The sequence below is a fragment of the Kitasatospora sp. NPDC127116 genome, assembly GCF_042677365.1.
Lineage (GTDB): Bacteria > Actinomycetota > Actinomycetes > Streptomycetales > Streptomycetaceae > Kitasatospora > Kitasatospora lactacystinica.
This window is the reverse complement of sequence record NZ_JBHXTL010000001.1, coordinates 107,795-121,336: the sequence shown is the minus strand read 5'-3', so window position 1 is coordinate 121,336 and position 13,542 is coordinate 107,795. Positions and strand designations below refer to the sequence as shown.

Annotated in this window: 14 protein-coding genes, 1 pseudogene and 1 CRISPR repeat array; of the genes and pseudogenes, 9 read left to right on the top strand and 6 right to left on the bottom strand. The window is 72.5% G+C overall.

Annotated elements, in window-relative coordinates:
• Positions 1-28: 28 nt before the first annotated feature.
• A complete protein-coding gene (locus tag ACFVHV_RS00540) occupies positions 29-775 on the top strand; it encodes a phytanoyl-CoA dioxygenase family protein (RefSeq protein WP_380347795.1) in 747 nt (248 codons plus the stop codon).
• Between the two features lie 265 nt (positions 776-1,040).
• On the opposite strand, the gene ACFVHV_RS00535 is transcribed toward ACFVHV_RS00540, so the two are convergent.
• Positions 1,041-1,214, bottom strand: coding sequence for a hypothetical protein (locus ACFVHV_RS00535; RefSeq protein WP_380347794.1), 174 nt, complete (start codon positions 1,212-1,214; stop codon positions 1,041-1,043).
• A gap of 14 nt (positions 1,215-1,228) precedes the next feature.
• Between ACFVHV_RS00535 and ACFVHV_RS00530 the strand changes: the two are divergent.
• Positions 1,229-1,450, top strand: a pseudogene (locus tag ACFVHV_RS00530) (ISKra4 family transposase); the annotation flags it as partial.
• Positions 1,451-1,549: 99 nt separating this feature from the next.
• Here the strand turns inward: ACFVHV_RS00530 and cutA are convergent.
• Positions 1,550-1,870 carry a divalent-cation tolerance protein CutA gene (gene cutA / locus ACFVHV_RS00525; protein ID WP_380347792.1) on the bottom strand — a complete coding sequence of 107 codons (321 nt, stop codon included), beginning with the start codon at positions 1,868-1,870 and terminating at the stop codon, positions 1,550-1,552.
• Positions 1,871-3,212: 1,342 nt separating this feature from the next.
• The gene (locus tag ACFVHV_RS00520; RefSeq protein ID WP_380347790.1) at positions 3,213-4,055 is read right to left on the bottom strand and encodes a PIN domain-containing protein; all 843 of its coding nucleotides are present in this window, start codon (positions 4,053-4,055) and stop codon (positions 3,213-3,215) included.
• Between the two features lie 103 nt (positions 4,056-4,158).
• Here ACFVHV_RS00520 and ACFVHV_RS00515 point away from each other — a divergent pair, with 103 nt between their 5' ends.
• The 4 genes from ACFVHV_RS00515 to ACFVHV_RS00500 all read left to right on the top strand — a co-directional run bounded on the left by ACFVHV_RS00515 (position 4,159) and on the right by ACFVHV_RS00500 (position 6,148).
• Positions 4,159-4,359 carry a hypothetical protein gene (locus tag ACFVHV_RS00515; protein WP_359896546.1) on the top strand — a complete coding sequence of 67 codons (201 nt, stop codon included), beginning with the start codon at positions 4,159-4,161 and terminating at the stop codon, positions 4,357-4,359.
• An 87-nt stretch (positions 4,360-4,446) separates the two neighbouring features.
• Positions 4,447-4,749 carry a hypothetical protein gene (locus tag ACFVHV_RS00510; protein ID WP_380347789.1) on the top strand — a complete coding sequence of 101 codons (303 nt, stop codon included), beginning with the start codon at positions 4,447-4,449 and terminating at the stop codon, positions 4,747-4,749.
• 107 nt (positions 4,750-4,856) lie between these two features.
• Positions 4,857-5,429: a DUF4240 domain-containing protein gene (locus tag ACFVHV_RS00505; RefSeq protein ID WP_380347787.1), complete on the top strand. Its 573-nt coding sequence runs from the start codon at positions 4,857-4,859 to the stop codon at positions 5,427-5,429.
• 263 nt (positions 5,430-5,692) lie between these two features.
• Positions 5,693-6,148: a hypothetical protein gene (locus ACFVHV_RS00500; RefSeq protein WP_359896551.1), complete on the top strand. Its 456-nt coding sequence runs from the start codon at positions 5,693-5,695 to the stop codon at positions 6,146-6,148.
• Between the two features lie 239 nt (positions 6,149-6,387).
• Positions 6,388-7,453: direct repeats of the CRISPR family, unit length 29 nt; unit sequence GGAGCTATCCCCGCGAGCGCGGGGCCGAC.
• A gap of 498 nt (positions 7,454-7,951) precedes the next feature.
• Here the strand turns inward: ACFVHV_RS00500 and ACFVHV_RS00495 are convergent.
• From ACFVHV_RS00495 to ACFVHV_RS00485, 3 genes are all read right to left on the bottom strand, one after another.
• Positions 7,952-9,535 (bottom strand): hypothetical protein, encoded by a 1,584-nt coding sequence (locus ACFVHV_RS00495; RefSeq protein ID WP_380347785.1) that lies wholly within the window; start codon positions 9,533-9,535, stop codon positions 7,952-7,954.
• The gene (locus tag ACFVHV_RS00490; protein WP_359896555.1) at positions 9,532-9,945 is read right to left on the bottom strand and encodes a hypothetical protein; all 414 of its coding nucleotides are present in this window, start codon (positions 9,943-9,945) and stop codon (positions 9,532-9,534) included. Before ACFVHV_RS00490 ends, ACFVHV_RS00495 begins: the two co-directional genes overlap by 4 nt.
• Before the next feature lie 128 nt (positions 9,946-10,073).
• Positions 10,074-11,150, bottom strand: a complete 1,077-nt coding sequence (locus ACFVHV_RS00485; RefSeq protein ID WP_380347783.1) for an NlpC/P60 family protein — start codon at positions 11,148-11,150, stop codon at positions 10,074-10,076.
• Between the two features lie 458 nt (positions 11,151-11,608).
• Between ACFVHV_RS00485 and ACFVHV_RS00480 the strand changes: the two genes are divergently transcribed.
• Genes ACFVHV_RS00480 through ACFVHV_RS00470 form a run of 3 tightly spaced genes read left to right on the top strand, consistent with a single transcriptional unit; the run spans position 11,609 to position 13,541 of the window.
• A complete protein-coding gene (locus tag ACFVHV_RS00480; RefSeq protein WP_380347781.1) occupies positions 11,609-12,511 on the top strand; it encodes a hypothetical protein in 903 nt (300 codons plus the stop codon).
• A complete protein-coding gene (locus tag ACFVHV_RS00475; protein ID WP_359896560.1) occupies positions 12,456-12,812 on the top strand; it encodes a hypothetical protein in 357 nt (118 codons plus the stop codon). The genes ACFVHV_RS00480 and ACFVHV_RS00475 overlap by 56 nt, the downstream gene beginning before the upstream one ends.
• Positions 12,813-12,815: 3 nt before the next feature.
• A complete protein-coding gene (locus ACFVHV_RS00470; protein WP_380347779.1) occupies positions 12,816-13,541 on the top strand; it encodes a hypothetical protein in 726 nt (241 codons plus the stop codon).
• Position 13,542: the final 1 nt, after the last annotated feature.

Below are 13,542 nucleotides of genomic sequence, written 5' to 3'. Positions count from 1 at the left end.
CCGCAGCGCCTGAGAGGAGAGCAGCACCGTGCCCGGCATCGCCCTGTCCACGCTGACCGAGCAGCAGGCCTGCCACTTCCGCGACCTCGGCTACCTGCGCCTGCCCGACCCCGGTCTGCCCCGCGACCTGTTGGTCGAGGTCGCCAGGACGGTCCGCGCCCGCGCCGCCCTCCTGCCCGTCGGGCAGGCCAAGATCTACCGGCTCTACCAGCACGACCGCACCCTGATGCACCGCCTCATCGCCCACCCCGCCATCCTCGGGCCGCTCACCTCGCTGCTCGGCCCCAACGTCGTCTACGTCCTCAACCGGCACAATCAGGGCTCGCTGAACGCCTCCGGCGCCCACCAGGTGCGGCTGCACCGCGACATCCTCCAGCCCACCCGCAGCCTGCTGACCGCCATCGTGTACTTCGAGGACGCCACCGTGGAGACCGGATGCACGTGGATCGTGCCCGGGTCCCACCGCGCTCCGTACGTCGGCGTCCCGCAGCCCGACGGCGGCGGCACGTGGATGGACGAGCATCCCGAGCTGGCGGACCTCGCCGACCAATCGGTTCCCGTGCCCGTCCCTGCCGGCGGTGTCCTGTTGTTCGACGGCACCCTCTTCCACACGGTGGGCGCGAACACCGGCAGTACGACGCGCGCCAGCGCGGTCCTTGGCTACCGCAGCGCGGACGAGCTCGATGCCCGCCCCGACCCCGACCGGCAGATCGTCGTCGCCGGCGCCCAGCTGTACCGGGGCAACGACCGGCCGAACCGACCCAAATCTCGGTAGGAGCTGGTGGTGGTCGGCACAGCCCTTGGGGTGTCGACCACCACCCTCTGTTCAGGCTGTCGTTCTGCGGGAAGGCCCTTGCCCCCGGCTCAGCAGGCTGAGGCCTCGGCGGCGTGCCGGGCCGTACGCAGGTTCGCACGCCACGCGGTCTTCGCCGCGGTCTGTGCGCGCCGCCGTGCATGTCCGGAGGCCGCGGCCGCACGCAGACCGTCCAGGTCGGCGGTCAGAAGCAGGGGACAGTGGTCGGAGACGTCCTCATAGCCGGTCAGCACCTCGAACCCCAGGATCGCTCGGCGGTGTGCGGGTCGGCGTAGGCGTGGTCGATGCGCTGCTCGCCGCCTTGGCCGTCGGCACCGGGTCCGTAGCCGGCGGTCGGGGCGAGCGGTGCCTTGCGGCTGGTGGCGGCCGCGACGTACCGGGCCAGGCCGGTGTCGACCATGGCGGTGAGGGCCGGCGGGGCGGGAGCTGTTACGGCAGCTGCTGCAGGACCATCTGGACCTGCACGCGGTGCGGGAGGAAGAAGTGGTCCGTGCCGGTGCCCGGCCGGTCGTGATGGGGCCGGAGGGGCGGGTGCGGCCATGGCGGGAGACGGGTCTCGCGCGCTGGCTGGCCAGCGTGTTCGGGCTGGTCCGGGTCACCCGCGTCGCCCACCGGGACCGAGGCGAGCTCGGCGTCGGGCAGGTTGCGCAGCCACACCGCCCACTGCCCGGCTCAGTCATCGCCTGCTCGTGCTCTGCCTCACCGCGCCGGCCAGCCGGCGCATCCCCTGCTCGGTCAGCCGGCCGACGTCTCAGCGCTGATCCAGTTCAGGTAGCTCTCGGCGCCGGCCACGACCGGCACCGCGACGACCTCCGGCACGTCGTACGAGTGCTGCTCACCGATGAACGTGCTGAGCGGCCCGGCCAGCTCGGCACGGGTCTTGAAGTCGATCCGCCACTCGTCGCCGGACCGCACCTCGCCCTCCCACCAGTACACCGAGCGGACCGGGTAGACCTGCGCGCACGCGGCCAGCCGCTCGCCGATCACCTTCGCGGCCAGCTCGCGGGCCTTCGTCTCGTCGTCATGGGTCGTCGTCACCACGAGGAAGTCACTCATGGCCCGAGCGTAACCATCCAGATCACGCCCGGGGAACAGCACGGTGCCCGTCCCGGAAGCGTGACGACCCCTTACGCGTCCGCCGTCATGAACGCTACGACGACACCACCACCACAGAAGGAGCAGCACCGTGGCCACCCAGCCCAAGGCCCTGACCGTCAGCTACCCACGCCACCGAGCACCCGCCCGCCCATCGAGCCGCTGCTGCTCGACCTCTACGCCGGGATCTACAAGGTCGAGGCCGCCACCGATCCGTTCCTCTCCGTCGAGCGGTTCACCGACCGCCTCCACCGCCACACCGCCGCCTCCCGCTGGGGCTGTACCCTCGGGAGGTGGACGGGCAGCCCGTCGGCTACGCCTACGGCTTCGCCCGCACCGCCGGCCACCAGTGGGAGCGGGCTCGTCAGCACCGTGCCGGGCGTGGACCTGGAGGAGCACGATAGCCGCACCTTTGCTTTGTGCGAGGTGATGGTCCGTACGGACTACCGCGGCACCACCGCCCGCACGCTCCACGAAGAGTTGCTCTCCCACCGAACCGAGGAACGCTCCAACCTCTTGGTCGACGTGGAACACCCGAAGGTCCGGCCCTCTACGAACGGTGGGACTGCACCGAGATGGGGATCACGCAGCCGTACCCGGACTCCCCCGCTACGTCTCCATGTGGCGCCCGATCACCCTCTGAGCCGGACGACGCCGGCGGGACGTTCGGCAACGGCTGCTGGGATTCGTCCTGGGGCCGGCTGGGTTCCGTCCCCAGGCGGCTCCGCCGCAGGCCAACCGGGGCGCCGTCCCAAAAGCCGATCGGCAGCCGGGTCGGCCCGACGGTCTCCAGCCCGAGGCCACCCGTCGAGGTGCCGGCCGCAGCGCAGCGGGCACCACCAGCGGACCGTCCCGGCCTTGAGGTGTCCGAGCGGGTAGGGAAATCCGGTTGCGGGAGGCACTGCTCCGGCCTGCGAGTCCTGCTGAACAGCGTTCACGCCCCCATCCCAGCCTTGGCAACCAGGTTCCGGGGGCGGCGCACGGCCTCGTCGAGAACGTCCGCCCCACCGGCCGAGGGCGACCTCGATTGGCTCGGCGCCGGGCAGGTTGCGCAGCCACACCGCCCACTGCCCCGGCTCAGTCATCGCCTGCTCGTGCTACCTCACCGCGCCGGCCAGCCGGCGCATCCCCTGCTCGGTCAGCTCGATCGCGAACGCGCCGTCCACTCCGGACGCGTGGCTCAGGAGTCGTCGCTGGTCATGTGGAGGGTCGTCATCCCTGTGCCCTTCCTGTCCGATTGGGCCGGACAGAACGGCACAGACCGGCTCGCCGTGTGAGCCGGAGCGGTGGACAGCCGACCCCCTCAGTCCCTCTGCCTGAGCTTCCGGGCGTCGAGGCCGGCGTACCGGGCCCGGGTCGACTGGCCGGTGTCATAGGTGAAGAGCGTCACGGGGGCATCACCGACCATCGGCCGCAGGGCGAGCGTCCGATCCACGATCTCGTCGTCGGCGATCGGGAGCCGGGTGTGCCGCGGCGGGTCAAACATGATCTCTACGGTCACATCGAGGCCCCCGGCTCCTCCCTTCTGCAGGACGGGGAAGGTCTCATCGCCCTTCGGGAACAACCGGTCTATGACGGCCAAGGCAACCCGGGCCCGGCCTCGCACGTCCCCCTTCGAGTGGGTGTCCTTGGTCCGGTCGAGCTCATCAATGACGACCATCGGGATCATCAAGTTGACCGCGCCCTCGGAGAGCCCGGTCAGAGCGACCCAGTCGATCGCATCCAGCTTCTCGGGGTGGTGGATGAACAGGCTGGTGTCGAAGACGGCGTTGAGCGCTACGGCAGGCCGGTTCGCGATCGCTTCCTTGAGCGCGTTCACGGCGAGCGCGAGTTCGCGGCTGCGCACGCCCAGTTCGAGCCTGACGAGGCTGTTGGTGAACCGCACCACGTGCGCGGCGCCCAACTCGGTCGCACCGGCCAGCATGTGCTCGTACCGGCGGGTGAAGATCAGCCGGTCGATGTCCGTCTCGCTGATCCGCCCCTCCAGGTGAGAGAACGCGTCGTTCGCCCACTCCAGGTAGGCGAGCACGAGTTGCCCGGCGTCGCCCGAGAAGCCGGTGTACAGGTTGCTGACCTTCGTGTGAACGTGCTCGAGGGCCTGGAGCGCACCCTCACGGTGCGCATCCGGGTGCAAGGTGAGGTACATGTGGGGATGATGCCAGCGCCATGCCGCCACGCCTACCGGGTTTCCGCTGGACGCAGAGATCGTTGCCGACAAGCAACCGCCCGCCCCAGAGCCGGTCGGGCGGTTGGTCAGGAGGGCGGCCGCCCCGGCGGCGCTGGTCCCGTGTCATCGTCTTCCCCGGCATGGCTGGGAGGGGGCCCCGAGCGGGATGCTGTCCCGGGGCAGCTACACCGCCAAGTCGACCTTCGTGGACGACGACGGCAAGACGCTCGGGGAGGTTGAGTACGCCTACGACATCACCCCGAACTGGCCGGCCGCCGGGTAGACCGTAACGAGGCGGCCGGTCGCAGCCTCGTCCGTGGACCGGATCAGTTGGGGCGGTCCGGGCCAGTGGCGGACTGCGGTCGATACTGTGGTTCCCGACGAGGGGGACAAGTTGTCGCTGGTGAAGAAGGGTTCGCGTCTGATCACCGTCGACGGTGTGGTGTACCGGTGGCGGGTGATCGGCAGCGTCCGGTGCTGTGTCCCGTGCAGCAACGGCGTTTCGGATTTCGCGGTCCAACGGGTCGGCCGGAGGAGCGCGGTGCTCGTGGCCGCCACGTCGGCGTTTCCGGTCGTGCCGTCCGCCGTCGAGGCGGGAGTCCGCGCGGCGCTCGGTCAGGGATGGCGATCAATGGAGACCGGACCCGCCTTCTCCCTGGGGGAGTTGGTGTAGGGCCGAGGTGACGGCCCCGGTGCTCGGCAGGTGGTCCGTGCTCCGTGGTCTGCGGCCCGTGGCCCGTGGGCGGGGACCTGTCGGAGGGGGCTTCTACGATCCCGGGCATGGACATCGACGCATGGTGGGGCATCATCGGGCAGGCGCGCGCCGCGGTCGGGGACCGGGCCGACGACCGGGATCCGCCCGATGACCCGTTGCCCGGAGCGCTGGTCGACGTACTCGCGGCGCTGGAGCCGGACGACATCATCGACTTCTATGTGAAGCACATCGAGGTGACCGACGCCGCGGAGCGGTATTCGTTGAAGTGGGCCGCCTTCCTGATCGAAGGCAGCGTCTCGGACGACGGTTTCATGGACTTCCGTGACGGGCTGGCCCTGCTCGGACGGGAGACGTTCAGGCGCGCGGTGGCCGATCCCGACTCCCTGGCCGATCTGCCGGTGGTCGTCAGGATGAGCCGCGACGAGGGCGGCTGGATCGGCTTCGAGGCGCTGAGCCTCCCGATCACGGACGCGTACCGGAAGGTCCGGGGCGAGACCGACACGCTCGGGGCGGCGGTGGAGGCCGCGATCAACGGTATGACGCGTCCCGACCGGCCGGGTGGTGGCACCTGGGATCCGGAGGACGACGACGCGATGCGGCGCCACCTTCCCCGACTCGCGGCACTCTTCCTGGACTGACGGGGCGGTTCCCGAGGTGTCGGTTCCCGAGGTTCTCGCCAACTCACCCGTTCTCCCGTGGAGTTGTGCGGCCGGTGGCGGTTCGTTCGGCCCATGACAGGCCATCCAGGCCATTCGGCGACCGGTTGTGGACAGGGCGCGGCCCTCCTGGGGGAATCCGGTACTCCGTTCGTGATGGCCTGCCACACTGCCCGACAAGAGCGATGTGACATGTCACAGTGCTCTCGGCGTCCGTCGGGAGCACCGAATGAGGGAGGAACCCCATGAACCGCTTCTCCGCCGTGCTCGCCGGTGCCGCCGCCCTGGCGGCGCTGACCGGCGCCCAGGCCGCCACCGCCTACGCCGCCACCGCCGCGACCGGTTCCCCGGCCGGCCCGGCGGGCACCACCGTCTGCGGCAGCCCGGGCGCGCCGAACTACGTCACGACCAGGGCCTGTATCACCGTCAACGGCAACCAGGTGTACGCGTCCGGGCGCGCCACGCCGACCAGCCCGACCTGGCAGGACCAGCAGGTCTCCTTCCGGCTGACCAGCACCGGCATCACCAGCCCGCCGTTCGCCACCGTCACCCCGACCGTCCTGATCCCGGCCGGAGGGGCCGAGGTCGGCGGCATCACGGGCACCGTGCCCTGCGGCACGACGGTGAGCGCCACGTTCAGTGTGGAGCAGCCCGGCTGGTCGCCGTCGACCGCAACCGTGTCGACCGTCGTGACCTGCTGACCGGGGCGTGTGAGGACCGGCCTGACCCGGTCTGACCTGACGTGATCCGTCCGCCTCCTCCTGGGTGACCAGCCGCGATCGGCTCGCCCGGGGGAGGCGGACGGCGGTGCCCGGGACGCTGTCGGTTGCGTCCGTCATCGCGGTCCGTAGCGCCTGGTAGGCGATCAGCAGTGCCCAGACTTCCTGTTCGATCCAGGCCGGGGTACGGGCGCGCAGGACCCGCCCGCCCAGGATCGTGGATTTCCATCCCCGCGAGCGCGGGGCCGACTCCTGGCAGGAGCCGCTCTCATCGCCGGTGCGGGAGCTATCCCCGCGAGCGCGGGGCCGACGTTGCGTTCCATGCACGACGTGACGCGCGGAAGGAGCTATCCCCGCGAGCGCGGGGCCGACAGTCCCTCCGCGAGGACGGGTGGGACGCACTCGGAGCTATCCCCGCGAGCGCGGGGCCGACGCGATCGCCGGGTCGTATTCCGGCCAGTGCCGGGAGCTATCCCCGCGAGCGCGGGGCCGACGCGACGACGCCGAGGATCACCCAGGTGATCGGGGAGCTATCCCCGCGAGCGCGGGGCCGACGTGGACAACACCGGCGACTGGGTCCTGATCGAGGAGCTATCCCCGCGAGCGCGGGGCCGACAAGCGCTACCAGGCGATCGAGCGGCAGTACCCGGAGCTATCCCCGCGAGCGCGGGGCCGACCCGCCGCGATCGGGCTCGGTGACTGGATGCCGGGAGCTATCCCCGCGAGCGCGGGGCCGACCCGCCGCGATCGGGCTCGGTGACTGGATGCCGGGAGCTATCCCCGCGAGCGCGGGGCCGACCCGCCGCGATCGGGCTCGGTGACTGGATGCCGGGAGCTATCCCCGCGAGCGCGGGGCCGACGTCCTGCCGCCGGGCGCCGCGACGACGGTCGCGGAGCTATCCCCGCGAGCGCGGGGCCGACGGACAGACCCCGAGCGGCCGCTACTGGACGCTGGAGCTATCCCCGCGAGCGCGGGGCCGACACGGGGCGTCAGCACCCGTCCCTGTGTCCGGGGGAGCTATCCCCGCGAGCGCGGGGCCGACCAGCTGATGCTCTCCCACCTGGAGCGACGCCTGGAGCTATCCCCGCGAGCGCGGGGCCGACCCAATGCGGACCTCAGCGCCGGTCACGGTGTGGGAGCTATCCCCGCGAGCGCGGGGCCGACCTGCCAGTGCCCGGCCAGCCGTTCGACGGCCTGGAGCTATCCCCGCGAGCGCGGGGCCGACCACCACGACAATGAGTGTGTCGATCAAGCGCTGGAGCTATCCCCGCGAGCGCGGGGCCTACACTTCCTGACCTGCGGCGATTGAGCTCAGAGCGCGCCAATCCATTCAGTTCGAATCCGGAGCCCCACGTGTGCGGGGCCAAATCCTCAGCGGTTGTATGTCCCAGCTGCGCCCCGGCGAGCCAGCTCTGAATCTTCGACAGCATCGTACGGGCTGTCATCAGGCATGGGTGCAGGGGACGGGTTCGCTGGTGACCGCATCGGCCAGGGCCCGGGGCGGAGAGGCTGAGTAGGACGACCTTCAGCTTCCCGATGCCGCCGGCCTCGCCGCCGTCGCCGAAGTCGTCGCCACAAACCGCCACTGCGTGCTCCTGCGGACATACGAGGTCGACCCACCGCTTGACCGCGAGCAGTCGACTGTGCATCGGGTCGTCGGCGAAGGCACAGCGCTTGCCGGTGGTCCAGGCTTCGACGCCGACTGGCGGGGAGGCACCTCGTAGGAATCGTCACCGGTGTCGGCCACGTCGCGTTCTTGGACTCCGCCCAGCTGGTCCTGTAGTTCACAGGCCCAGGCCGCTCCGCCTTGGACGCCGGGTCGGCTGCGGGTTCTGCCCTGTGGCGGCGAGCCGGGCCGCTGAACGCCTGAGGGTGATGCGGTCGGCGGCCTGGGCGTCTGGGGTGGAGGCGAGCCGGTGGTGGAGGTGCTGGGCGGCGAGGTCGGTTCCGAGTGCCGAGACCACGGTGGCGAGGGCCGTCTCGGCGGCCGCGCTCGCCCGGCCGGCGGACCGGTACTCCTCGGCGAGTTCGGCGCGCCGGTCGGCGGGCAGCGGCCGGGCCGGCAGCCGATTGTGCGCAGGGCCGGAGGCCCGCATCATCAGCCGTCGGGTGTCGGCGAGGCGTTCGGCGAGGACCGCGTGGTCTTCGGCGAGGTGCTGGAGGCGGGCGGAGATCTGGCGCAGGGCGTCGCTCCACACCGGCAGGGCCGCGGCGATGTCGCAGGCCTGCCGGGTCGGTCCCCCGTGGCCGTGGGACAGCCGCCAGGCCGGGTCGGCGTAGAGGAGCCGGCCCACCCGGTCGACCAGGGCGTGCGACTCCGCGGTGACGGCGGAGAGGGTGTTGTCGGGAGCGGAGCGCAGGGGGAACCAGCAGGCGCGTACGCGGCGCCAGGCGAGCTCGGCTGCTTCCCAGGCGGTGTCGGCGGCGTGGACGGAGGCGAGGTGGGCGGACACGGTGGCGGGAGCATGGGTGGCGGCGTGGGTGAACAGCAACCGGGTCAGCTGGTAGACGGCGACGGCGTTGGAGGCTGCGGTGCCCATGGCGGAGGCGGTGTGCGCGTAGGAGTCGTCACCTGCCTGTACGGCGCGCCAGCTGATGTCCGCGAGCCGGTCGGCGGAGGCGGCGGCGCCGGTGCCGAGCTGTGCGGGGGTTTCCGCGGTGCGGGGCGGGTCGGGCTGCAGCAGCGCGCGGGGCCGTACGGTGTCGAGCGCCGCGGCGCCGAGCCGGACGTCCGGGTCGGCGGCGAGCGTCCGGACCTCCTGCTGCACCACTCCCAGCTGGTCGACGACCCGGTCGAGGGCGCGGATGCGTTCGGTGAAGGACGTGCTGGACGTGGCCGAACCGAGGCGGCCCACCAGGTCCGCGACCGTTCCGGTGAGGGCGAGGACCCTGACCAGGACGGCGGTGCGCAGCTGCGTGCTCTCCAGGGCGAGCCCGTGCCGGGTGAGGGGTCGGCCGTCGGGATCGGTGTGGGTGGCGAGCAGGTCCAGGCCGGTGCGCAGGGCCTGGATGGCATGAAGGACGTACCGGGGGGCCTGGAAGGCCTGGAGGGCCGTGAGGGCCGGCGGCTTGCCGTAGGCGGCTCTGAGTTGTCGGGCGGCTTCGGCCAGGGCCACGTGCAGCCGGGCCCGGCGGGCACTGTCCGGTGCCGTCGCCGGGCCGGGGCCGGTGGGCGCCCGGTCGGGCAGGGTGTCCACCGGTTCCCAGGCGTACCGGGTCTCCACGGCGAGGAGGAGGTCCAGCAGGTCCGCGACCTGGTGGCCGACGGTCCGTCGGTAGAGTTCCGAGCTCCGCTCGATCGGCAGGTAGTCGGCGTCGGTGAGGTAGCTGCCGGCGAGGACGACGAGCTCGCCGAACTCCGCGCTCACCGGGCGGTCTGCGCCGGGCGGAGCGTGGTGCGCACCGCGGCGGCGGTGTGCCCGAGGAGGCGGACGGCAACCAGGACGGTGTAGACCTCGTCCGGCGTCGCCGCGGTGGCCGCCGCTGCCGAAAGCCGAAGCTCCGCCTGCTCCAGGAATTCGGCGAGCCGCGGACCGTCGGCGAAGGTGAGGTCGGTTTCGGGGTCGTCGCCGTCGTCGGGCTCCGGCAGGAAGCCGCGGAGCTCGATGGCGTGGTTGTGGGTGCCGCAGGCGGCCAGGGTGTCGCCGCCGGTGTCGGTGGTGACGGCCAGGGACCAGAACACGGTCTGGTGGGCGAGGGACCAGGCCGCCGAGAGCGGGCCCTGGATGCCGGGCTCGGCGAGGCGGGCGGCGATGCGGTCGAACCAGGCGGTCGTCATGGCGGACTCCTTCGTCGGTTGTTGTCGTGGCGGTCAGGGTGGCCGATCCGGCCGTCCCCGGGGCCGATGGTGCGGGTTCCTGTGGATAACCCGGGGTTGTGGGTGGATCCGGTCACCCGGACGGGGGATCAGGTGACGATCCGGCGGACGGCGACGACCTGGTTGGGGCCGCTGCCGGCTGTTCTCCAGGCCTGGTAGCTGCCCGTCCGGATCTGGAGGCCGGTGCGGGGGGCCTCCAGGAGGCGGCCGTCGCCGATGTAGAGGGCGACATGGCCGGGGCGGCCCGGACCGCCGTCCGTTCCGGTGGTGAAGACGAGGTCGCCGGGCCGGAGGCTGTCCGGGTCGACCGGTTGCCCCTCTTCGACCTGGGTGAACGTCGAGCGGCTCAGCCGGATCCCGGCGTGGGCGTAGGCCTGCTGGACGAGGCTGGAGCAGTCGCAGCGGTGGGAGGGGGCGGTGCCGAGCGGGTCGGTGCAGTCCCCGCCGAAGGTGTACCAGCCGCCGCGTTGGGCGAGGGCCCAGTGGATGGCGGCGGCGGCCTGCGGGTGGGTGCCGGCCGGGACGTCCCACCCCGGTGGGAGGGCGTCGTCGGCGTCGGCCGGTGGTCCGGCGGGCGTGGGGGCGGTGAAGTCCGGGACCTCGGCAACGATGGCGGCGACGTACTGCTGGGTTTCCCGGTAGGGCGGGATGCCGTGCGCGGCTTGGACGGCGTGCCAGCCCGCGTTGTAGCCCGCGAGCGCGAGCTGCCACGGGTCGGCGGCGATGCCGGAGTCGCGGGCCTGGCGGATCAGCGAGCACATCATCCGTCCCTGGGCGTCGATCGCGTCGGCCGGATCGAACGGGCTGCTCACCCCGTTGCCGTCAGCGTCCCGGCCCCAGGTGCGCCAGGTGTCCGGGACGAACTGGGCGATGCCCTGGGCGCCCGCCGGACTCTGGGCGTTGGGGTCGAAGCCGCTCTCCCGGTGGAGCTGGGCGGCGAGCCCGGGGGAGGTCAGGCCCTGGTCGCAGGCCCCAGCGGCGCGCTCGATCATCGGACCGTACGGCGTCGGGACGCTGCCCGGTCGAAGCGCGCTGCCGTACGGTCCGCGCCCCGGGGCGCTCGCTGCGGCAGGTACGTCGGTGGCGGCCGCCAGCAGCACCAGGGCGAGCAGTCCGGCGGGTGCGGCGACCGCGCCGCCCGCCAGCAGGATCGTCCGTTTGGGCACAGTCCAGGTCCCCCGATCGTGTGGCACCCGTCGGCGTGTCAGGTACGGACCGGCCGGGCAGGCCGGCGCGGCCGGTGGCGAACGTGTGCTCCGGGCGCTGCCTGCCGCACCGCCGGAGCCGGCCGACCTGCCGACCGGGCAGGTGCCCGGAGCGGCCGGAGACGAGGACTCGCAGGCGGCGACGCCGCAGGTGGGCCGCTGCCTCGACGGCCGGCATCACCTCCGGCCGGCCGTCGAGGCAGCGGGGACAGGGCCGCATGCCGGCCCCGGCCCCGAAGTCGGTGGTGTCGTACGGCACCGGCGCACCCCTGGTCACGATCCGCTCCAAGTCGATCGCCGAGTGTAAACAGAGCTGGTCGTCACTGTGCTAGACAGTGCGGCTACGGCCAGTGATGGCCATGAACTGGCATCGAACTGGCATCGCTGGACATCGGTCAGGTGGGAGGGAGTGAACATCGGTGGGCAGGTCCGCGCCCGTGGCCGGGCTGCACGTCGGCGCCCGGCTCGTCGTCCCGGTCCTGGGGGCGGCGGCCGGCAGCGGCCGGAGCACCGTGGCCCTGCTTGCCGCGGCCGGGCTGGCCCGGCTCGCCTCGACGGTGGTGCTCGACAGCGCGTCGACCGCGTCGTCTCCGTGGCGCCGCTGGCCGCTGGCCGGCGGCGCCGGGCTCGTCTCCGTACCCGTCGACCGGCCTCTGAGCACCGGTCAGGTCCGCGCCGCCGCCTCGTCCTGCTTGGACGGCCGGGTCCAGGTGCTCACCGACCGCAGGCCATGGTCGGAACCGCCGCTCGCCCTGCCCTCGGCGCCGTCGGCATGGCCGGCTCTGGCAGGGGCCGGCGGCTGGCAGGTGAGCGTGGTGGACACGGCGCTGACCGTCGCGGACGACCTCGGTGACGCCGGGGTCCACTCACGCACCGCCCAGTGGATGCTGCTGGAGGGGGCCGTGCCGGTGATCTGCGCGCCGACGTCGCGGGAGGGCCTGGAGGCGGCGGCCGTCGCGATCGCCGCAGCCGAGGCCGCGTCCCTTCCGCTTCAGCGGTGCGTGCTGGCGCTGGTCGGCATGGCCAACGGGATGCCGCGGCAGTGCCGGGCGGTCACCACCATGCTCGAACCCCGGGTCGGCGCGGTGGTGCGGGTGCCGCACTGCCCGGCCTGGCGGGCGCACGCCCTGCGGACCGACCGGCTCAGCCGCCGGTTCGAGGCGGCCGGCACCGGGCTCGCCGACACCCTGATCACCATGGCCGAGAGGTCCTGGGGCCCGCTGCGGGCCCCGGCCGGGACGGCCGCCACCTCGGAGGATCCCTCACATGACGACCTCTATGTCGCTGCTGGCAGCCCGGCTGACCGCCCTGCCGGCCAATGACCCCACCACAGCCCCGAACGGGTCGTTCTACGACGTCGGGAAGGGCTTCAAGCCGGAGATCCCGTCCGGGGAGGTCGGCAGCGCGCTCACCACGATCGTCAACTGGACCATGGGCATCTGCCTGGTTCTCGTGGTGGCCGCGCTCTGCGCGTGCGCCGCGATGGACAGCTTCGGGTCCATGTCCGACCGACCCGAGATCAGTGCGCGGGGCAAGGCGGGTATGCCGAAGTGCTTCCGCGGAGCTGTGATCATCGGACTGGCGTGGCCGATCGTCTGGCTCGGCGCGAGCCTGAAGGGCTGACGAGTGGACTCCGTCGAGTTCCGCCGACGCCGGGCCCTGCGCACGCTCGTCACCGGGGCGGCCCTGGCGGCGGCCGCCGTCACGGGCGCGGTCGCCGTCCTGGTCTGGCAGGCCGAGCCCGAACCGCGGGGCGGCACTGCTGCCAGCGCCTCGGCCGCCGCCGCGCCGCCGTCCGCGAGCCCGTCCACGGTGGTGGCGGCGGTGCCGCTGCCCGCGCCCGCCCGGGTCGAGAAGGGCATCCCGATCGGCTACCCCCACACTCTGGCCGGTGCCGTGTCCGCGGCCGCCCACTACACCGAGGCCCGCGACCTGCTGAGCCCTGACACGGTGCCCGGGCAAATGAGGGTGATGGCCGGCCAGGACGACGAGAACTTCTTCAAACTGACCTCGCTGGCGATCGCGGACGCCCGGGACTGGCGGCGCCTGCTCGGTCTTCCCGCGGCCGGAGGCAGCACCGGCTCGGACTTCATCGCCCTCCAAGTCCGCGCCTACCAGGCCACTGCCGTGAACGCGGACGCCGTCGACGTGTGGCTGCTGACCACCCAGACCCCCACGGTCGGCGGAGTACAGCACGACACCGGCGTCTTCGCCATCGCCGCCCCTGTCGTGTGGGACGGAGGCGACTGGCACCTGACCGAGAAGAAGGTCACGCAATCCCCGGTCGTCGAGGATCCGGGTACCGCGCAGGCCGACGCTGCCGGCTGGAGGCCCGTTGCCTACCAGCACTAGC